At 50.5% G+C, this 17,160-nt stretch carries 27 protein-coding genes; 4 read left to right on the top strand and 23 right to left on the bottom strand.

Annotated elements, in window-relative coordinates; translation table 11 throughout:
- Positions 1–80 precede the first annotated feature (80 nt).
- The 13 genes from MKZ09_RS15010 to MKZ09_RS14950 form a co-directional block, all read right to left on the bottom strand.
- Positions 81–848 (bottom strand): hypothetical protein, encoded by a 768-nt coding sequence (locus MKZ09_RS15010; RefSeq protein ID WP_341040965.1) that lies wholly within the window; start codon positions 846–848, stop codon positions 81–83.
- Between the two features lie 93 nt (positions 849–941).
- A complete protein-coding gene (locus MKZ09_RS15005; protein ID WP_341040963.1) occupies positions 942–2,675 on the bottom strand; it encodes a DEAD/DEAH box helicase in 1,734 nt (577 codons plus the stop codon).
- Positions 2,657–3,160 (bottom strand): hypothetical protein, encoded by a 504-nt coding sequence (locus tag MKZ09_RS15000; RefSeq protein WP_341040961.1) that lies wholly within the window; start codon positions 3,158–3,160, stop codon positions 2,657–2,659. Before MKZ09_RS15000 ends, MKZ09_RS15005 begins: the two co-directional genes overlap by 19 nt.
- Positions 3,160–3,417 (bottom strand): hypothetical protein, encoded by a 258-nt coding sequence (locus MKZ09_RS14995; RefSeq protein WP_341040960.1) that lies wholly within the window; start codon positions 3,415–3,417, stop codon positions 3,160–3,162. The genes MKZ09_RS15000 and MKZ09_RS14995 overlap by 1 nt, the downstream gene beginning before the upstream one ends.
- A complete protein-coding gene (locus MKZ09_RS14990) occupies positions 3,389–3,595 on the bottom strand; it encodes a hypothetical protein (protein WP_341040959.1) in 207 nt (68 codons plus the stop codon). Before MKZ09_RS14990 ends, MKZ09_RS14995 begins: the two co-directional genes overlap by 29 nt.
- Before the next feature lie 5 nt (positions 3,596–3,600).
- Entirely contained in the window at positions 3,601–4,182 is a 582-nt protein-coding gene (locus MKZ09_RS14985; protein ID WP_341040958.1) for a hypothetical protein, read from the bottom strand.
- A 195-nt stretch (positions 4,183–4,377) separates the two neighbouring features.
- A complete protein-coding gene (locus tag MKZ09_RS14980; protein WP_341040957.1) occupies positions 4,378–4,560 on the bottom strand; it encodes a hypothetical protein in 183 nt (60 codons plus the stop codon).
- A 17-nt stretch (positions 4,561–4,577) separates the two neighbouring features.
- Positions 4,578–5,576, bottom strand: coding sequence for a metallophosphoesterase family protein (locus MKZ09_RS14975; protein WP_341040955.1), 999 nt, complete (start codon positions 5,574–5,576; stop codon positions 4,578–4,580).
- A complete protein-coding gene (locus MKZ09_RS14970; RefSeq protein ID WP_341040954.1) occupies positions 5,573–6,214 on the bottom strand; it encodes a chromosome partitioning protein ParA in 642 nt (213 codons plus the stop codon). Before MKZ09_RS14970 ends, MKZ09_RS14975 begins: the two co-directional genes overlap by 4 nt.
- Before the next feature lie 12 nt (positions 6,215–6,226).
- On the bottom strand, positions 6,227–6,460 hold the full coding sequence (locus MKZ09_RS14965) for a hypothetical protein (RefSeq protein ID WP_341040952.1): 234 nt from the start codon (positions 6,458–6,460) through the stop codon (positions 6,227–6,229).
- Positions 6,461–6,493: 33 nt separating this feature from the next.
- Positions 6,494–7,951, bottom strand: a complete 1,458-nt coding sequence (locus MKZ09_RS14960; RefSeq protein ID WP_341040951.1) for a hypothetical protein — start codon at positions 7,949–7,951, stop codon at positions 6,494–6,496.
- Entirely contained in the window at positions 7,939–8,127 is a 189-nt protein-coding gene (locus MKZ09_RS14955) for a hypothetical protein (RefSeq protein ID WP_341040949.1), read from the bottom strand. Before MKZ09_RS14955 ends, MKZ09_RS14960 begins: the two co-directional genes overlap by 13 nt.
- 34 nt (positions 8,128–8,161) lie before the next feature.
- Complete coding sequence (locus MKZ09_RS14950) at positions 8,162–8,434, bottom strand: hypothetical protein (protein WP_341040947.1); 273 nt, start codon at positions 8,432–8,434, stop codon at positions 8,162–8,164.
- Between the two features lie 219 nt (positions 8,435–8,653).
- On the opposite strand from MKZ09_RS14950, the gene MKZ09_RS14945 reads away from it, so the two are divergent.
- Together MKZ09_RS14945 and MKZ09_RS14940 are read left to right on the top strand one after the other, a co-directional pair.
- Positions 8,654–9,463, top strand: a complete 810-nt coding sequence (locus MKZ09_RS14945; protein WP_341040946.1) for a helix-turn-helix domain-containing protein — start codon at positions 8,654–8,656, stop codon at positions 9,461–9,463.
- A 12-nt stretch (positions 9,464–9,475) separates the two neighbouring features.
- A complete protein-coding gene (locus MKZ09_RS14940; protein ID WP_341040944.1) occupies positions 9,476–11,074 on the top strand; it encodes a recombinase family protein in 1,599 nt (532 codons plus the stop codon).
- Positions 11,075–11,117: 43 nt separating this feature from the next.
- Here MKZ09_RS14940 and MKZ09_RS14935 read toward each other — a convergent pair whose 3' ends face one another.
- The 6 genes from MKZ09_RS14935 to MKZ09_RS14910 form a co-directional block, all read right to left on the bottom strand.
- Positions 11,118–11,870 (bottom strand): phosphoadenosine phosphosulfate reductase domain-containing protein, encoded by a 753-nt coding sequence (locus MKZ09_RS14935; protein WP_341040942.1) that lies wholly within the window; start codon positions 11,868–11,870, stop codon positions 11,118–11,120.
- An 85-nt stretch (positions 11,871–11,955) separates the two neighbouring features.
- On the bottom strand, positions 11,956–12,141 hold the full coding sequence (locus MKZ09_RS14930) for a hypothetical protein (protein WP_341040940.1): 186 nt from the start codon (positions 12,139–12,141) through the stop codon (positions 11,956–11,958).
- A 27-nt stretch (positions 12,142–12,168) separates the two neighbouring features.
- Complete coding sequence (locus MKZ09_RS14925) at positions 12,169–12,339, bottom strand: hypothetical protein (protein WP_341040939.1); 171 nt, start codon at positions 12,337–12,339, stop codon at positions 12,169–12,171.
- A 131-nt stretch (positions 12,340–12,470) separates the two neighbouring features.
- Complete coding sequence (locus MKZ09_RS14920) at positions 12,471–12,953, bottom strand: hypothetical protein (protein WP_341040938.1); 483 nt, start codon at positions 12,951–12,953, stop codon at positions 12,471–12,473.
- Between the two features lie 299 nt (positions 12,954–13,252).
- Complete coding sequence (locus tag MKZ09_RS14915; protein WP_341040937.1) at positions 13,253–13,675, bottom strand: hypothetical protein; 423 nt, start codon at positions 13,673–13,675, stop codon at positions 13,253–13,255.
- 215 nt (positions 13,676–13,890) lie between these two features.
- On the bottom strand, positions 13,891–14,106 hold the full coding sequence (locus MKZ09_RS14910; RefSeq protein ID WP_341040936.1) for a helix-turn-helix transcriptional regulator: 216 nt from the start codon (positions 14,104–14,106) through the stop codon (positions 13,891–13,893).
- 79 nt (positions 14,107–14,185) lie between these two features.
- Between MKZ09_RS14910 and MKZ09_RS14905 the strand changes: the two genes are divergently transcribed.
- Together MKZ09_RS14905 and MKZ09_RS14900 are read left to right on the top strand one after the other, a co-directional pair.
- Complete coding sequence (locus MKZ09_RS14905; RefSeq protein ID WP_341040935.1) at positions 14,186–14,500, top strand: LytTR family DNA-binding domain-containing protein; 315 nt, start codon at positions 14,186–14,188, stop codon at positions 14,498–14,500.
- A gap of 116 nt (positions 14,501–14,616) precedes the next feature.
- Complete coding sequence (locus MKZ09_RS14900; RefSeq protein ID WP_341040934.1) at positions 14,617–14,775, top strand: hypothetical protein; 159 nt, start codon at positions 14,617–14,619, stop codon at positions 14,773–14,775.
- Between the two features lie 71 nt (positions 14,776–14,846).
- Here MKZ09_RS14900 and MKZ09_RS14895 read toward each other — a convergent pair whose 3' ends face one another.
- The 4 genes from MKZ09_RS14895 to MKZ09_RS14880 all read right to left on the bottom strand — a co-directional run bounded on the left by MKZ09_RS14895 (position 14,847) and on the right by MKZ09_RS14880 (position 17,154).
- Positions 14,847–15,104 carry a hypothetical protein gene (locus MKZ09_RS14895; RefSeq protein WP_341040933.1) on the bottom strand — a complete coding sequence of 86 codons (258 nt, stop codon included), beginning with the start codon at positions 15,102–15,104 and terminating at the stop codon, positions 14,847–14,849.
- 12 nt (positions 15,105–15,116) lie between these two features.
- Positions 15,117–15,788, bottom strand: a complete 672-nt coding sequence (locus MKZ09_RS14890) for a M15 family metallopeptidase (protein ID WP_341040932.1) — start codon at positions 15,786–15,788, stop codon at positions 15,117–15,119.
- Positions 15,789–15,843: 55 nt separating this feature from the next.
- A complete protein-coding gene (locus MKZ09_RS14885) occupies positions 15,844–16,278 on the bottom strand; it encodes a hypothetical protein (protein ID WP_341040930.1) in 435 nt (144 codons plus the stop codon).
- 72 nt (positions 16,279–16,350) lie between these two features.
- Entirely contained in the window at positions 16,351–17,154 is an 804-nt protein-coding gene (locus MKZ09_RS14880) for a hypothetical protein (RefSeq protein ID WP_341040928.1), read from the bottom strand.
- Between the last annotated feature and the right edge of the window lie 6 nt (positions 17,155–17,160).

Below are 17,160 nucleotides of genomic sequence, written 5' to 3'. Positions count from 1 at the left end.
CTTCCCTTATAAACCCACTATTTTAGGCTGTAGAATAGGGCCAGGCATTGCCCGGCCCTGCTGTCTATTCCGTCGGTCGTTTACTCTACTTCAATGCCATAGTCTGCAGCACTGAACATTCCCAGGCATTCAAACTTAAGACCCAGGTACGTATCCTTCGTTCCCTTACGGTCACGTTCCTCAGTCCGCATACGGGTTACGACTTTATTCGCTCCAGTACGGGCTGGTACTCCGGCCGCCTTTGCTTTCCCATCGAACAATCCCATAGCGTAGTTACCGAAGCCGTAGGTATCGCCCTGCGGGAAGGACATAAGGTACACGGTAGGTGCTTGATCCGGTCCCAGGGTAGGTTCGCCATTCAGGGATACCGGAACAAGGAAAGCGGTCAGGCGCAGCTGAATGTCCCTTGTGCTGTATCGCTCCTGTGCTTCTGGGTTCTGCATCAGCCATTCTTCCAACGCCCTATCTGCGTCCTCTTCGATTGGCTCAGATACAATTAATACACCATCTTCCGGGCTGTCCTCTTCTCCCCAGAGTGTGTACCGCTTCTGGGCCTGGGCAATCACAACGTCCAGCACATCCCCGAAAGTGACCGATTCGTCCCGGGCTTCCTGGAAATTGCCCTTCTTGTTAATCTTGATGTACTGCCCCATACGGACATAATCCAGGTCCAAACCTTCGTTAGCTTCCAGGAAGTCTTCCTGCTTATTTTTGATAGCAAGGGCGATATAGTTCGCATTGGTAACTGTAACTACTGCGGTTTCTGCTGCAGATTGGACTGCGACCTCGGTAGTCGTACCCTCAGTTTCTTGTCCTGCTGCTTGTCCTTCGGTTCCTGTAGTTTTCATTGTGTTGGCTCCTTCTCAAATTATAATTTTATATAGTAAAGGCTTAAGCCTAGTACCACCATTACATACATGTAACGATACTGTTAAAAAAATTTACAGGGGAAGGCTGCCGAAGTTCAGAAAGTCACCTTTCAGAAAGTCATTGACTTTATCCCTATGACTCTTTTTCTTCTTCGGCACAACCAGCCCCAAGCGCTTGTAAACACTGCGACGGCTGTAGTATTGATCCTGAAATATGCCGACATTAAAGTCTACATAGTCGTACCATACGGCGACCTTGTTCGGATTCTGCGGATCGGGGCGCTGTATTCGGCCTATGGACTGCTCCACACTGGCCCCGTTGCTGCTTATCCTCGCGTCTCCCCGGGACGGGGTTACCAGGTGACCCCGGGACAGGTGCGGCATGTCCAGGCCTTCCCTGGCCAGTGCGCCGGTAGCAAAGATAATATCAATCTTCCGGCTGTAGGCTGCGGCCATGATCTCCTTGCGATCCGTGCCGGTAACCTTCCAGTCTTCCATTTCTTGATCGGTATACTGCTCGACCTTGATCTGCCAGCCGTGGGTCGCATGATCGCGGGCATCTACTGCCCCAGGATTTGCGTCCAGTATAGCTTCCCTGCTCTTACCGTAGCCCCTGGCAGCCTTCTTCCAGGTGTATTGGCTTATGCCGCCGTGAACAACGGCCATACGGGGAATCACGCCCCCCAAGCGCGGCCCGGCAATCTCGGTCACCAGGTCCCGCAGCTTGAACAAGTACCGAATACTGTCAGCCAGGACAATAACCGCACCGCCCTGGGGCGAAGCTTCGATACAGCTTTCCAGAATGTTTTCCGCGACCAGCGCAGCGCGGGTATCGTCGGCCACAAGGTCCTGAATCAGTTCGTTATACCGGATATCTTCGCCGCCTGCGTCTACGTTATCTTCGGCGTTTTCGTCAGTAGGTCGCTGGTGTTCGGTGTAAACAAACCGTAATTCTGGAAGGACAAGGTTACCAGCTTCGTGCAGTGCTGCACGTTCAACTTCATAACATGCTGGGCCGATCCCGTTATACATATAAAATTCCATGAAGTCCTTGCGTTTTGGGGTCGCTGTGACGCCCAGGAAATACTTAGCATTGAATTTACCGGCTGTCTCAATAAACTGAATCGCCGGGAAGTGATGGGCTTCGTCTATGACAAGCGCCCCGATCAAACTATTAAGCGTAGCGACCAAAGTCGGATTTGACGCCAGGGTCTGGACCGTGGCCACAAAGACCTTTCCGTCGCCCCATTCAATCTTACCGTCTCCAATGATCCCCACCCGGCCCACGCCAGGCATATACTTCTTGGCAGCTTCTGCAGACTGCTTAAGCAGTTCCAGCGTGTGCGTCAGCCATAAGGCCGGAACGCCCCAAGCGTGGACCACACTCCAGGCCATCATGGTTTTACCCGAACCTGCGGGGCTTATCAGCACCCCGGCTTTTTCAATGGCTGCAGCAATGGCGGGTACTTGGTAATCCCGGGGAATTACCTCCGGGTTCCAGGGGCCGAAGTCTACCGGACGCCCTTCATTCACGTTCCAGGTGATTACCTTGTCCGGGTTCGTCCCATGTCGCCGGATAATCTCCTGCAGTTCATGTGCGAATCCTCTCGGGACAACCAGGTCGCCCAGTTCATGCGTGTAAAGACTCAGTTTCGCGTCCAGGCCGTAAATGTTCCGACCCCTGTTCTTTTTCTTGGCTTCAATATACGCCGGATTCGGCACAGTCAGGGCGTCCGTTACGGCCGCCCGTAGGGGAACGCTGGCCCCCCGAATGCGGATATTATTGCTTATAGTGACCTGCAGCAAGCTATCAACTCCCCTAAATCATATGTGGGCTTCTCTGCGCCCTGCAGGCGGGGCAGCCTGGCGCAGGGCAGCGCCTTATGTGCAAGTTCGGCCGCTGTAATGTATACCCGGCTTTTCCGCTGCATGTAGCGCATGGCGGTAATGAACCGGAAGGCGTAGGCATCATCCCGGCCGGTATTCGGGTCATTGAAGGATACACACACCAAACCATAATTGCGGGCGATCACACGGTCAAAGTTCAGCAGCCCCGTTACCTGGTCAGCTCTCAGGAATCCCAGTTCGAAGCGATCCCCTTCGGTGCGCTTATGCTCCAGCAGCAGGTTAAGGTCTTCCAGCAGGACCAATTCGTCGGCTGGCTCCGTACTGCCCCCGCCATCCTTTAAACGCTTGCGCCAGCAGCCCTTCACCAGCGCCCAGCTACGGCGCATTTCGTCCTGGAATTCCTGACCGCGCTGCTGGCGTTCCTTTTGTAGGTTCCTGGCCATTAGTCGCAGTGATTGCCGGTCTGCCAGGATAGCCGGTACTGGAACGGCTCGGACATGTCTTCCACGCGGCGCGCTCCATAAATACCGTGGCCCATTGGATGGTATCCCAGCTTTGCGCTTACCGCGTCCACCAGCGCGTGGTGTTGATCCGGTGTTACAGTCGCATCCAGGGTTACGTCAGCGATGTGCTGGAGAAGGCCTGCGGTCCGGGATTTGTGGTTCTCAACCTTAACAATTTTCGGCAGTGTTTCGCTCATTACTATCAGCTCCTTCTGGTTTCTCTGAATAAGCTAAAGACGCAAAATATTCCAGCTTGGCCAGAATCTCGTCTGGGGTTTTTCTTGTGTAAGGCTCCCGGGTACCGATCAATCCAATGGCCACGATCAGCAGTTTCCCTTCCGGGGTACTATCGTCAATCTCATTAAACTCTTTCATGTAATCTACTGACCCCCAGCCAGGAACGCCAGCAGGCGGGCCTGCAGTTCCCCTCTTATGCGGACTTGACTTGCATTCTGGACAGCAATTTCCCAGGCGTCCTTCGCCTTGTAAGACTCAATGTCAAGCGCGGCCAGCTGTCCTTCTACCTCTGCAAGTCGCTTACGGCTCTCTTTGCTCACAGTACGCCGAAAAGCGTCACGTGACGTGTCATTATTGAATGGATACTTTACACCTTCCCAGGTAATAAATTTAGGGTCTTCACCGCCGTTCATAATTGCGGCTGCTTCTTCGGCTTTGATCCGATTTTCCAGGTCCCACTTCTCTTTCAGCAGGTCGCCCTTATTTCCGTATGCGGATTCTTTGTTTTGTCCGGTAGCAAGGATATCGTCAATGCTTGCGTCCAAAGTGTAGGCGGTCTGTTCCAGGGCTTCCGGGGAAAGCAGGCGGGAATACTCGGCGGGCAGCTGGCGCGTGACCGTTAAATGCCCCAGAAGGGCTTCTGCTGCAGTCTTTAATTCGTCATGGCCATAGGTCGCCTTAAGGGCGTCCAGGCTCTGCTTAAGCTTATCAGCTGTTTCTGACATTCGGTTTTTTCCTCCTTATGGTGTTACGAGTTCGTATTACTAAAAATTCGCCCCTTTTGAACGTACTGTCATAAGCTCGCTGCATTGTGACAGATCGGCAGTGTGGGCAGGTGACGCTGCTTGCTGTAGGACCCAGCCATTTAAAGGCGGCGGCTAAGTCAAAGGTTCCGCAGCAGTTACCACAGTTGACCGGGTTCATTGTTCTTCATACACTGCGTCTTTAGCCTGCTGCAGCTCTTTCTGCGTAGCTTGCAGGACGGATTCCAGCGCTTGGCGGGAAAAGCTCCCTGCTGGTAAATCCTCCACAGTACGACTAAGGTCAGTTACTTTGTCTTGCAGTTCATTAATTTCACAAGCAATCGTATAGCCAGTCTTCATTCTGAATCAGCTCCTTTCTAACCGGCTGCCCGCACTTCTTCGATCTTGGCCAGGGCCAAGTCGCGGACAGCTGCCGGTATATTATTTTGTTCGGCTATGGTGTCAACAATGGTAGGGATATCAAGCAGCACCCTTTCGCCGGTGCTGGTCTGTACCAATGCCGCGAAAGATTCCATAGCATACTGCCGCTTTTGGTCCGCTTCGATCTTTGACCGGTCCAGGACCTCTTCCCCTGGGGCTGCGCACTGCAGGGGCAGCAGCTTGATTTCGCCGTACATCTTGCCCGTTCTGCTGCCTTCCTTGGGCTTGATCTCGATCAGGGCGACCTGTATCGTGCGGCTTAACTCGGACTGACTGGCTGACAAGCGTGTAAGGCTACCAGGGTTACAAAAGACCTTACCGTCACCCCGGCGGTAAACCCCGTACCCTGTGTGATCATGACCGGTCAGAACCATGTCTGCTTCGGTCTTTACTTCTTGGACCAGGGTAAACTTGTCAAAGGGCGGCGTATGGTCTAACAGCATACCGTGGGATACGTGGACCTTGTAACGGTGTTCGTCTTCTTTAAAGACCTCCGGGCTGTAGCCCCAGCCGTCTACGTCCATCTGTCCGCAGTACGGGGTGAAGGTTAGCATGACTTCATTGTCCGTCCCGAAGTAGATCGGGGCGTCGTCATTGATTACGTGAAACCGGGGTACGATCCGTTCCAGCATCCGAAGGCTGGTATTCCGGTAAGCCTGGATGTTGTAACCTGGGATATCGTGATTCCCGGCCGTTGTGTAGATCGGGACTGGACATTCCTCCAGCAGGTCAGCCAGATCATTTATGACGCTGTTCGCTACGTCCGGCAGGTCGAAGGTATCACCTGCCAGAATCAGCGCTGCCGCGTCATGATCCCGGCACAGCTTAAAGGTTTCCAGCAGCTTGGCTTCCAGGGCTGCCTTGTAATCGTCCTTACGGTTCCTGGGGTTCGTTCCCCTGGCGTGGGGGTCACCGCCGAAAATAAACCGGATCATATTGCCTTCACCTCACTTATCCCTTTGCTGTTCTGCGATACCCTAAGTGAATAGTCCCCGACCGCTGCCAGGTGGTCATTATGCGTGATAAGAATTACCTGGCGGCCCAGCTGTTCGCTGTATTGTTTCAGGAAATAGGCAACATTCGGCGCGTATTCCGCGCTTACGTGCTTCCCTACTTCGTCCATAAGTAGGGGGCCGTCAATCTGCTCCAGCTCGGCCAATGCCAGGCGAAGGGCAAGCGTAACAACGTCTACAGCTCCCCCACCGCGTCCATAGTCAGGACCTACCATCTGGCGCATAACGCCTTCACTATAAAGCCAATACTCTGCGACAGGCTGCAGGCCCTTGACGTCCAGGACAATGTGGAATTGATAACCGCGCTCCGGGAATACGATCTGCAGCGCTTGGGTTACTATCTCTTCCACCCGTCCCTTTACCTGCTGCCGGGCGAATTCGCTGGACTTCTGCAGCAATATTTGCACCTGGTCATTGACCCCTAGCTGCCGGGCTGCCTCAAGGCTGCGTATTTGTGCCTGGTCACGCTCTTGAAGGATCAAGTCCCGTTGTCCGATCCGGGCGGCCAGCTTTTCGCGGGCAGCCCGGATATCGGACTTGATTGCATTTAATCGGATCATGAAGGAACCTCCTTATACCGCCGGTATCAGTGATTCGACTTTATCCAGGTCGGCGGCAATCTTCGCTTCCAGCTTCGCAATTTCTCCGGCAATTGTTTCGGGAGTTACGCCCAATTCCGTCATTTTCACGGTGACTTCTTGTTTTTGCTGCTCTGCAGCCTGCAGCTGTGTTTCTGCAACTGCTTGCGCTCTCTTAGCTTTTTCGATACGGCTTTTGGCTTGTTCGATCCGGGTTTTAATATCCATAGATGGGAATCCCCTTTAACTGGTTTTTAGTTTTCAATGAACATGGTTACCGACAGGCTGTTCACATAGCGGACAAATGCCGCCGGAATCCTGCCAGGCCGCGTTTAACTCTTCATCAGCTAACGCGATTTCTTGGCCCGCTTTATCCAGGTCGGCCTGCGCCCTATCCCTGGTTATTTCTTTCACGCTATATATCTGCCGCATTTCTTTAAGTGGCTGCAGCCGGTCATACTCGGCTGTCAAAGTAGTCAGTACATTGCTTGCCGTGTCGATGCTGGCCAGGTATTCTACGTTTACAACTGCTGCAGTACGCCGGGTTTCAATCTCCCTGTACAAACTCAGCGTCCCGGACATTTCAAGCTGTTTATTCAGCAGCTCGGCAGTATCTGGCAGCAATGATTCGGCCAGGTCCAGGTCCTTCGTTTTCCCTAAAATTTCCTTTGCAGTCTTTACGCGGTCTTCCTGGCTGTGGTATTCTTGCCCTAATAAATAAATAGATGATTGCCGGGCCGCTGCGGTCGCTACTTGTTGTAGTAACCAGTCAGCTGATTCTAAGCCGTCATACTCTTTAATCTGTTGGGTAAGGTTCTCTACTGTGGCGGTAGCCCTTCCCAGCTGGCCGTACAAGTCCAGAAGCGTGTCGTAGCGCTGCTGGGCTTTTTCTATTGCCTTTAAATCTTCTTCCAGGCTTGGCAGTTCTGAAAGCTTGTCCAGCGTTGCAGCGGCTTCGCCTAATTGGTTGTTCGCCCGGTCCAGCTGCAGACGCAGCGCCAGCATATCGCTTTTTGCCTCCAGGTCTTTTTCTATCTGGCCAGTGATCCATTCAACCGCTTCAATCTGTTTGCTTAGGTCCTCCAGGTCTTGATAGTCCAGCAGCTGCATTACCTTGCGTTCATATTCCTTGTCGGCGGCGGCCTTCTCGTTTCGCGCAGCGTATGTATCCTTCGCTACCGACTTGAGCGCCTGGTCTATTGCTTCTGTTCCGGCCAACTTCCCTAATACCTTTGCCCCTACGCTGCCGGGCTGACTGATAATAAAAGGTGGGTCCAACTGATAAGCAAAATTTAAGTCAAAATCCAGTTCCGGCTTCCCTTGTGCATCCCTGCCGTAAATAGTGCTTCTGATGCCCAGCGCTTCCTTCACAGCTTCCGGGACTTCGGCTTTTTCAAATGGTTCATCGTATCCGGTTACCCAGTATTTCGTCTTGCCCTTTCGGCGGGTCTTCGTGATCTCAACGCCATTGTCCAGCGTTACCCTTACCCCGGCTTCCTCTGCCTGCTGGAGTATTTCACCAGCAGAATTTCGGATCGTGTGCAGGAATTCTTCGCCTGACGGTTCACCTTTAGCCAACCAGCGAAAGGCCCGGAGTGTCCCCGAAGTTTTACCGCCGTCCGAAGGTCCCGTTATTACTGTAAGGCCCGGGGCCAGCTCGTACTGGGTCGATACATGCGATTCAAACCCCCATACTTCTACGGCCGTTATCTTCGGCATACGGTTATTCCCTCCGATTCTTTTAAGATGCGCTGTTCAGTTTCTCGGCTGTTCTCCTGCGCCTTGAAACTCTGAACAGCCTGGGCAACTTCCCAGCCCTTCATAAGTCGGCTTGCATAGAACATTCTACTTTGACCAGTAGGGTGCTTTGCTAACTCACTGCCTTTACCGCTCATTTGCTTTTTCACCTCCTTTCATGCCTGGCGGTTCTTATTCCTCACCTACAGCTGCGGCCGTTGCTTCCTTCTCAGAAATGAATTCTTCAAAATCCAGCTCGTTATCTTTGCAATATTCACGAAGCTTTCCCATGAATACTAATCCGGCTTTACTTTCAGACTTGTTTAACAGCCGGTGCAAATTCGACGCCGGGACACCAAGTTTTCGCGCCAGCTCCCGGTAACCTTCTGAATTCTTTCGAGGATGCTCGGTGCTTTCTCGTGTAGCATCCAATAGTTTCCACAACCTATCTTTATTCAGGTCCATTCTGCAATCACTTCCTCCCCCGGCTTAGTAATCGTTAACTGTATGTAACGTTGCCGCATTCAAAATTTAGCACATCCGTTACATGCAGTCAACAATTTCCGGCAAAATATTTATACTGTTATCTGGGTGTAACAATTTCTTTACGTATAACTGTTGCCTACATGTAACAATATGTGTATAATCGTTATCAGAATGTAACAGTGAAGGAGTGGCCAATACGTGTCAGGATATGATAAGGATAAGTTTGCAGAATTACTTAAGCAGGCTATAGGAAAGCGATCTATGAATAAGTACGCAGAAGCTGCGGGGGTATCCAATGCTCACGTTTCCCGCTTATTGCGGGGATTGCTTGATAAAGCCCCAGAGCCTGAAACAATCCGAAAGCTGGCAGCAGCCGCACACAATGAGGTTACATATGACGCCCTAATGGAAGCAGCCGGTCATTTTTCCACTGAATCACTACAGAAACGTCTAGCTGCAATGAAACAATTACAGAATGAAATGCTTGAAGCAGATATTCAGGCCCAACATAAAGCACAGGATGTACAAAAAGCTGCTAGTGACCTTTCAGATGCAGAAGCCGAATTAAGAGTGCTTGAAGCACTTGAAGCCGCCGGTGCCGATCCTGTTACAAGTTTTATTCGTGTACCGGTTCTTGGTAGCATTGCTGCCGGACAGCCTATCCTAGCCCATGACCATGTATTGCAATATGATGTGATTCCAAACCCAGGATATAAAGATGGTGAACTGTTTTTCTTAATCGTTAAAGGAGACAGCATGATCGGTTCGCGGATATATGAAGGCGATAAAGTGCTTGTACGGGTACAGCAAGAAGTCGAAGACGGGCAGATTGCCGTGGTTAATGTAGACGGAGAAACGGCAACATTGAAGCGCGTAAAGCGAATGGACGGGAAGTATTTACTTTTAGCTGATAACCCGAAGTACGAACCCCTACTGATTAATTCAGACAAAGCGCGGGTATGCGGAAAGGTTATCCAGGTTGTTTTCGATCCAAACAAAAGATTTTAAGGGGGAACGGCTGTGGTAGTTGTTAATATGGACATCCAGCCCATTGTAGACTATTTCAACACTGGCCAAACCGTCTATTATTTCAAAGGCACAGTCAAACCGCAGACCGGCTTTCGTGTAGCTATTTATATTCGTGTATCAACAAAGCTGCAGGAACATAAATTCTCGTTACGGGCGCAAATACAAGAGCTTACCCGCTATGCGGATCAAACAGGCTGGGATACCATAGCTATTTACCGCGACGTCGATAGTGGCGGCAAGTTGGATAAAAAAGGCCTTAGCCAGATGCTTGACGATGTTGAAGACGGCACTGTAGACGTTGTACTGTGCATTGAGCAAGACCGCCTTTCCCGCCTGGATACCGTAGCCTGGGAATACCTTAAAAGCCAGCTGCGCGAAAACAACGTCAAAATTGCAGAACCCGGAAGCATTACAGACTTAACGAATGAAGACGACGAATTCATAAGTGATATCAAAAACCTAATAGCCAAAAGAGGAAAACGCGCAGTAGTAAAGACTATGATGCGGGGTAAACGGCAAAGAACACGCGAAGGTAAAGGCTGGGGGAAGTGTCCCTGGGAATATACATACGATAAGAACACCGGCCGCTATTCAATTAATGAAACCTGGTCCTGGGTTATTGGCTTTATTGATAACCTTTATATCAACGGGGATGAACAAGGAAATAGACTGAATGATACTCAAATTGCTGCCAGGCTATCGGCCAAAGAAAAAACGCCCTCCGGTAAAGATTGGGGGCCACATCATATTCGCCAACGTTTAACCTCAAAAGCCTATCACGGCATATTTGAAAAAGCTTTCGCCAATGGTGAGACTGTAACGAAGCCCGATATTTACCCGAAGTTGCGGACTGAACTGACTTGGGAAAAAATTCAAACTATACGTAATAAGAAGCAAAAAGACAGCCCAGCTACTGTGCCGCATATCCTACGTAATATAAATACGACTTGCGGATACTGCGGAAGACAGCTTTCCATAAAACAAAGCCGCGCTACAGGCAGTAATCCCCAATTCTATTTCCAGCATGAGCATAAGCTTACACCTGCCTGCAGCTTCACTATGAACAGTATCCGAATAGACTTTAATCTGGATCGGGCTTTTAACAACATACTGCATAGCGCAGATTCAGCTGCTCAGTATATCCGATTCGATTACCCGGCGGCAGACATAGAGAAGGCAGCCACAGAGCTGGCCGCATTAAATGAGCTACTGCAAAACACCCAGGATAAACTGGATAACCTGCTGGCGCTGTACATTGATCCAGATAACGCATTTTCCAAGGACGCATTAAATAACATGAAATCTGGACTACAAGCCGAACGTACCGCACAGCAGGCCCGTAAAACGCAACTGGAAAGCTTAATAGCAGCCGGTTCTGCTCCACTGCTAAATCATGAAGCCGTCCATAACTACCTATCTGCAAATGTCCCAGACGATTTACAGGGGTATGAAAGAATGGAACGCATTACCCGCCTATTTTCGTCAGGGGTATTGTATGAAAATAAGTATGTGCTGCTGGGGCATGTTGAAAGCAGCCCCTTACAGATATCCATCCCTGTTTCCCCCAACCCCTTCGGTAATAAAAAATAAAGGTGCAGCTAGGGTATCCCCGCTGCACCTTTATTTTATGGGCTTAACAACTTATTCCAGTATATGCTTCCAACCCGACCGGCTGCCCTCCCTTTTGAAACATGGTATGCCCTATCTGCTTTTCCAGCTCCACATACGTTTTATACAGCTTCGGATTCTTCTCCGCTCCATGCCGCAGATCGTTAAGGCTCCCCATAATACAGAACACACAAGATAGGCGTTCATTCCGTTCATAGGTCCAGAAGGGCTTCTGGCCAGCTGCTTCAATCTCCCTGAATACTTCTTCGGTTGATAGGTCGAAGATCGGCAGCCAATCGTATACCGTCCGTTTTACCCGGCCGTCTACGGTTTCCCTCTTATTGACGGTCAGCGCCTGCTTCTTTGCTCGGGCTTTGGATTCAGCTGCCCGGATTCCGGTACAGTTTACCGCAATAGACGCACCCCGGGCTTTCAGATCGGCCCGGATAAATTTCATGATCGGATCACGCTTAAGGTCACTGGTGCATTGTCTGCAGCTGCTTGACGGCCACATACCCCGGGATTCGACCATGCCCAGAAACGTCTTAGCTGCCCGGACGATATGCACCGGATGCCGGACGTTATCCCGGATATGCTTCTGGATGCCTGGCCACTCTACCCAGCCCAGGTCTGCATGGACCACTACCAGGCGATCAGCAGGCAGAACGTCCTGTAACCGGGCGTACATAGCCTGGGAATCCTTCCCGGCAGAATGAGAAACGTAGAAGACGGCTCCCCGGTCAATCAGATCGGCTATAGCTTGCGGTAGTGTATACATGGCAATTCCTCCAGTTGTAGATTTACGGATATCCGCGACGCTTCACAGCGTTTCGGCCGGTGTCCCTCCGGCCATCGTCAGGCGGTTAAGTTAATGCGGCTTCTAATGCGTTCTTCTGAATTTGTTCAGCTACTTGTATAACCCATGTATAGTGTCCGCTCACAATAACCTCGTCTGGCGCTTCTTCGTCCTCCACGGCCATTCTTAGTTCATGCTGCCCCTTACTGAATGCAATGTAAAAGTAATCTTGCCCAATATAAAAGTTGTCCATTTTTCCTCCCAGGTTAAAGCCCTTCGGCTAAATTTTATGTGGCTCAATACTGATAACTGCCAGGTAACCCGGTTCATTCTGATAAGCCTGCTCTGCGATAAATAAAGCTTCCTGCTGTGTTTTGCCTTTCTGTGTGATTTCACGGTTCGGCTCATTTCTAAAATGCACTTCAAATTCGTAATTGTTCAATTCTTCCATTCTGAACCCTCCTAAAAAGCATCGTTACTTCCATGTAACAATAATATCAAATCGTTACATAGAAGTAAAGACTTATTTTACATCTAAACAACAAAATAGAACCCGCCAGTAATGGCGGGCAGTAGCATATGTCAGTTTGCAAAAACAGCCTTCCGGCAGTACCGGCACTTCTTGCAGTCTACAGCGTCAGGGCTTTGCTCTCCTATGGTATCCGGGTCAATAGCGCCTGCAAGGCTGCAGCCGGTCCCGTTCTTTCTGCCGGGTTCGTATAGGTGGACCTGGGGCCGACCTATGTACCGCACGGTTTGAACCAGGCGCGGCTGCTCCACCTGTTCGACGACTACCGGCGCGGCTGCTGGCGTAATCTCCAGGTAAGCACTGACAGCCGCCACTGCCTGCGGATCAACCAGGCTCAAAAGCTCCAGCGCCTTCGCTGCTCTCTCAGGATAAGCAGCTATATAAGCCTTGTGCATTTCCTCCAGCAGCTCCCGCTGCCCTGTCTTAGGCCCCAGCACCATAGCCTGCGCCCCCAGCAGTAACTTGAATGTGGGCAGTATCTTCGTGCTGTAAACCTCCGCTTTTTCACCTGGAACCAGGCGTACACCTTTTGCCATTATAGGTCAGCTCCCTTGCTGTTGTTTATATGTAATGTTGATTATATGTAACAGTATAAGCTGCGAAAGTAAAGAAGTAAATACTTCGGATGAAATAAAATATATAAGAATCGCCCAAATTGCAGCAGGGGTATTATCTACATGTAACGACAACCAAACCCAGAAAAGAAAAAAGTACCCCCTTAACAAAAAGGAGTACTCTTATATATTTAATACCTATAACAACTATATAATATAAAACTATTATTATTATTTTTATTATATATAGTATTATTATTTTCTTTTAAGTTACCATTTAATTACAAAAGAGCTGACAACTCTTTAAACTCGTCGTCAGTACATCGAACGTGAACGCTGTAAGGCTGCTCTTTAACCGTCACAGCTAAAACCGCTGTAGATGTATCTTTGCGGCGGCCGCCAAGCGCTGCACCGGCTATGGTCCCGATCCCTGGAGCTAAGACGGTTCCGACAATCGCACCGGCGGCGGCTTTGCCAGCGCTCCGCTGTCCTGACTCTTGCCAGTCAACCCCCTGCAGTTGTACTTCCTTGCCGTTAATCTTCGTTTCCCCTGTCTGCATATTCCGGCTGAATTTTATTTCTTTGCCTTTTACTCCTGGCATCCCGCCGATATACTCCAGCTTAATGTCTTTCGTATATGCCGCGCCTTTAGCCTTTGCTATATCCTTGCTATGTTGTTCCTTCACTCGATCCCAAAACCCCATAAAAGCAGCCCCCTTATTGTATAGCAGTCTTATACGTTATTTTATTCCACATAGTTCCAGACAGCAATAGAAAGGTAAAAAGTCTTTACTACTAATGACACTTGAAACGATATGAATAGACATATAGAATTCAGGGAATAAAATATTCTACGGGAACGTAGAATCACGGCCAGAGAAACCCGGTATACACCTGGTTTACTCGCTTGCGCTTACTCTTATAACAGGGGGCCATTTTTATAAAGGGATTGTACTGTGCAGCCAAGGGCATTGGATACAATGATTGCATTTTTCAGTGACATAGCCCGTTCATCATTAGCCCAAAAGGAGATTTGGCGGAAATCTATCCCTGTTTCGCCTGCCAGGTCTTGGTGATTCCATCCGCGTTCCTTCAACCTGTCATTGAGTAAGCAGCGGCCTAATTCACCGTTCATGCTGCGTTACTCCCTATTAAAGTTTATAGTTTAAACAGGCTTCATTGTAACATACTTCATGGGAAAGGATGGTAGTAAAATGAAAGGATTTTCGGCCTTAGATTCGCACGATAAGCCGTTCTGGGTTCCGACGGACGGCATAGTAACAATACAGCTGAAAGGTCATGTCTTTTCTGTACAGAGTGTAAACAAGAATGGACTACTCCCGAAAAATTTATATGAAATGGTTATGGTGCTTCCTGACAACCTGGTTCGGATCAATAAAAATACGATTATCAACCTAAATTATGTAAAAGAATTCAGAAAGCCGAATGTAGTTCTAATTACAGGGGATATCCATACAGTTTCACGGCGCAATTTAGCTAATTTTCGACAAAGATTTGCTAATTTATGACATGATTGACCGGATAAAAACTTTAACGGTACTACATTCCCGCGCACATTCGACAGACTTCACATTCCGCTAGTAGTATATTAGGCTTATTCAACTTAGGAATGGAGACATGCACAATGCCCGCAACTAAAGCACTTATTACGATTCTTGAATCTGTTATGGAGTACGCCGGGGAAACGCAAGAATTAACGGAAAGTGAAAAGGGGACGATTGTAAAAAATCTGCATGAGGTATGCGCAATTATGGACAGGTATACATACGGATTGACAAAATAAAAAAGCCCGCCAGCAAGAGCTGACGGGAATCGAAGGGATAACCTGGCATTAGGGCTTCGCCTGCCGCCAGGTTATTTTTTTATGTTATCTACTTTCTCGGGGTCGGTAGAATCGAACGTGCTGTAAACCCCGGCAATGCCCAGGATATAGCAGACGATATCCACATACAGCTGGTAGTCTCCTGCTTCCGGTGCTACTCCGAAGTTCTGCAGCGCCCGGTACAGCAGGGCAGCGATAGCCGCCAGGAAGACCGGATTTACCAGGCGTTTCTTCACCTTGTCCCACTTGCTAACGACGACAACCTGCTTTGTTACGATTTTCTTGGTCACGGTAATTCCTCCTTATTGTTTTTCCATACCGGCAGCGACGCGGGCAGCGTTTGCCAGCTGGTTCTGCCAGTTCCGCAGGTTCAGCTGCTTATCGGCTTCGGCTTTGTCCCCTTTGGCCAGTGCGGCCTTGTACGCATCGTTATGTTTGTTCCAGGCGGGGCTTAAATAGCTGTCAATGATTGTCTGGGCGAAGGGTTTAAACTGTGCTTGCGCTGATTCAAGTTTTGCCATGTCTTCGTCTTCCTCCTTTTTGGTGGTCAGGATCGGATTCAGTACCGGCACGAATGCCGGATTAAGCTTCTTATCCAGGCCGTAGCCGGTGTACGGGTATTCCAGGTGCGGCTTGTCTACCAGGGTCTTCCACTCCCCGCCCCACTTGAAACCCAGCCGCTTCGCTTCCGCAATCGCCTTGACGATATCCGCCCGGGCATAAGCGTTGTAATCCGTTGCTGTGCCGGTGACCGGTACAAAATCCAGCGCCTGGCCGACCAGGTGATAACTGCGCAGCGTTTGACTGGCTCCTTTGGCTACGTTTGCCTTCTGTGTGGCCAGGTCCCGGATCGTCTCCGTGATAAGTAGTTCAGCTCCGATGGCTTCGCAATACTCATACCAGGCAAGCGCGGCCCGCTGCGTGTTTGGTGCAAGCTTGGCCAACGCTTCCCGGTTCCGTTTGTCGTATTTCATGGCTTTTCCCCTTTTCTTGCCGGTTTCAATACGTCCCGGCCTGGTTATGTTTGATTTATAATCCTTTGGTTGTCAGGTATAGGATAAGCGCCCCCAGCGTTGCACCTATAACGTACTTACCGAAGTTAAGCCAGGCGGTTTGCGCTTGGCTTCTTTCTTTTGTACCGGCCTGCCGCTCCTGGCTCTGCCCCTTTGTGATCTGCTGCAGCAGGTGGGCGCTGTCCTTTGTCATTTGCTGGACCATCGTAAAAAGGCGGCTGTTCAGCCCCTCCAGGCTTGTATGCAGCTGGAGAACCAGCGTTTTCGTTTCGGTCTGCTGGGTGGTCAAGGCTTGATAATTCAGCTCCAGCCGTTCAATCTGCTTTGCATGCCATTCCAGCTGTTGCTTCGCGTAGACACTTTCCGCATTCAGCCGGGCGATATGTTCCCCGTATTCCTCCGGCAACGGGATACGCGGCCCAGCGTTAACGTCTGTAATTATCTCCGGCATTGTCGTTAGCCCCTTCCCAGGCATAAAAATAGGCCCCGCAGGTGTACGGGGCCTTTCTCTATTTATATTTGACTACGCCAAAAGTCCGAAGGCGTAAACCTCTCGATAACTTTCAGCGGTATTCGTGAAGCGTACATACACGGCATCCGAAGCAGCGGTCAGCTTTACCTGGCCGTCGGCTACGGGGATCATGTTCGCGGCCGTGGCCCCGACCTCTACCGTAACGCCGTCCTGGGCTTCCAGGTACAGCCGGACAATACCTGCCGACTTGCCTAGCGGCAGCTTGACCGTCCGGCACATGCCGCCGGGATGTATGGCCAGCAGGCCGTCTCCCAGGTTCGCCGCGTGGTCGGCCAGCTCTACTGCGAAGCTCTCCAGGGCAAAGTCTTCGTCATAGTACGCCAGGTCCAGCCCTGGATAGGCCTTCTTGATGCTGGAAAGCTTGGCGGCCTGCAGTTCCTGGTACGTGAACAGGCTCGGCTGCTCCGCGAAGTTAACCTGGTACTGTTCGACGTTCGGTTCCAGGACCGGTTCCAGGTCCTCCCACTCGGTAGCGATCCGGGTAGTATTGCTCATAGGGACCTTACCTTCGTCTGTTACCAGGGTATATTCCTGGGTGACCTCTTCCCAGGCTGTGACGATCCGGTCGGTAGTGACTTCGTTCACCGTTTCGCTTCCGTCTTCCTCCAGGATCGGCTTGCCATAGTACAGCAGCTGGCCGTCTTCGTTCGTCTTCTGCTTCTCCCCGTTTACCCAGGGCAGCAGCTTGGTTACTGTGACCGGAAACGGAAGGGCCAGGCTATATTCCGCAGGACCGGCCGGGCGGTTAAGCCCGGTTACCGTGTGATCTTGGCGGCTGAATATTACGTTATCCATATGCGT

This window comes from Paenibacillus sp. FSL R5-0908, assembly GCF_038006245.1.
Lineage (GTDB): Bacteria > Bacillota > Bacilli > Paenibacillales > Paenibacillaceae > Paenibacillus_AQ > Paenibacillus_AQ odorifer.
The sequence above is the reverse complement of the archived record's forward strand: the minus strand, read 5'-3'. Positions and strand labels throughout refer to the sequence as shown.

Bases quoted from the DNA above. Each gene is read 5' to 3' on its own strand.
- MKZ09_RS15010 (WP_341040965.1), bottom strand. From the start codon at position 848: ATGAAAACTACAGGAACCGAAGGACAAGCAGCAGGACAAGAAACTGAG.
- MKZ09_RS15000 (WP_341040961.1), bottom strand. From the start codon at position 3,160: ATGGCCAGGAACCTACAAAAGGAACGCCAGCAGCGCGGTCAGGAATTC.
- MKZ09_RS14995 (WP_341040960.1), bottom strand. From the start codon at position 3,417: ATGAGCGAAACACTGCCGAAAATTGTTAAGGTTGAGAACCACAAATCC.
- MKZ09_RS14990 (WP_341040959.1), bottom strand. From the start codon at position 3,595: ATGAAAGAGTTTAATGAGATTGACGATAGTACCCCGGAAGGGAAACTG.
- MKZ09_RS14985 (WP_341040958.1), bottom strand. From the start codon at position 4,182: ATGTCAGAAACAGCTGATAAGCTTAAGCAGAGCCTGGACGCCCTTAAG.
- MKZ09_RS14980 (WP_341040957.1), bottom strand. From the start codon at position 4,560: ATGAAGACTGGCTATACGATTGCTTGTGAAATTAATGAACTGCAAGAC.
- MKZ09_RS14975 (WP_341040955.1), bottom strand. From the start codon at position 5,576: ATGATCCGGTTTATTTTCGGCGGTGACCCCCACGCCAGGGGAACGAAC.
- MKZ09_RS14970 (WP_341040954.1), bottom strand. From the start codon at position 6,214: ATGATCCGATTAAATGCAATCAAGTCCGATATCCGGGCTGCCCGCGAA.
- MKZ09_RS14965 (WP_341040952.1), bottom strand. From the start codon at position 6,460: ATGGATATTAAAACCCGGATCGAACAAGCCAAAAGCCGTATCGAAAAA.
- MKZ09_RS14960 (WP_341040951.1), bottom strand. From the start codon at position 7,951: ATGCCGAAGATAACGGCCGTAGAAGTATGGGGGTTTGAATCGCATGTA.
- MKZ09_RS14955 (WP_341040949.1), bottom strand. From the start codon at position 8,127: ATGAGCGGTAAAGGCAGTGAGTTAGCAAAGCACCCTACTGGTCAAAGT.
- MKZ09_RS14950 (WP_341040947.1), bottom strand. From the start codon at position 8,434: ATGGACCTGAATAAAGATAGGTTGTGGAAACTATTGGATGCTACACGA.
- MKZ09_RS14935 (WP_341040942.1), bottom strand. From the start codon at position 11,870: ATGTATACACTACCGCAAGCTATAGCCGATCTGATTGACCGGGGAGCC.
- MKZ09_RS14930 (WP_341040940.1), bottom strand. From the start codon at position 12,141: ATGGACAACTTTTATATTGGGCAAGATTACTTTTACATTGCATTCAGT.
- MKZ09_RS14925 (WP_341040939.1), bottom strand. From the start codon at position 12,339: ATGGAAGAATTGAACAATTACGAATTTGAAGTGCATTTTAGAAATGAG.
- MKZ09_RS14920 (WP_341040938.1), bottom strand. From the start codon at position 12,953: ATGGCAAAAGGTGTACGCCTGGTTCCAGGTGAAAAAGCGGAGGTTTAC.
- MKZ09_RS14915 (WP_341040937.1), bottom strand. From the start codon at position 13,675: ATGGGGTTTTGGGATCGAGTGAAGGAACAACATAGCAAGGATATAGCA.
- MKZ09_RS14910 (WP_341040936.1), bottom strand. From the start codon at position 14,106: ATGAACGGTGAATTAGGCCGCTGCTTACTCAATGACAGGTTGAAGGAA.
- MKZ09_RS14905 (WP_341040935.1), top strand. From the start codon at position 14,186: ATGAAAGGATTTTCGGCCTTAGATTCGCACGATAAGCCGTTCTGGGTT.
- MKZ09_RS14900 (WP_341040934.1), top strand. From the start codon at position 14,617: ATGCCCGCAACTAAAGCACTTATTACGATTCTTGAATCTGTTATGGAG.
- MKZ09_RS14890 (WP_341040932.1), bottom strand. From the start codon at position 15,788: ATGAAATACGACAAACGGAACCGGGAAGCGTTGGCCAAGCTTGCACCA.
- MKZ09_RS14885 (WP_341040930.1), bottom strand. From the start codon at position 16,278: ATGCCGGAGATAATTACAGACGTTAACGCTGGGCCGCGTATCCCGTTG.
- MKZ09_RS14880 (WP_341040928.1), bottom strand. From the start codon at position 17,154: ATGGATAACGTAATATTCAGCCGCCAAGATCACACGGTAACCGGGCTT.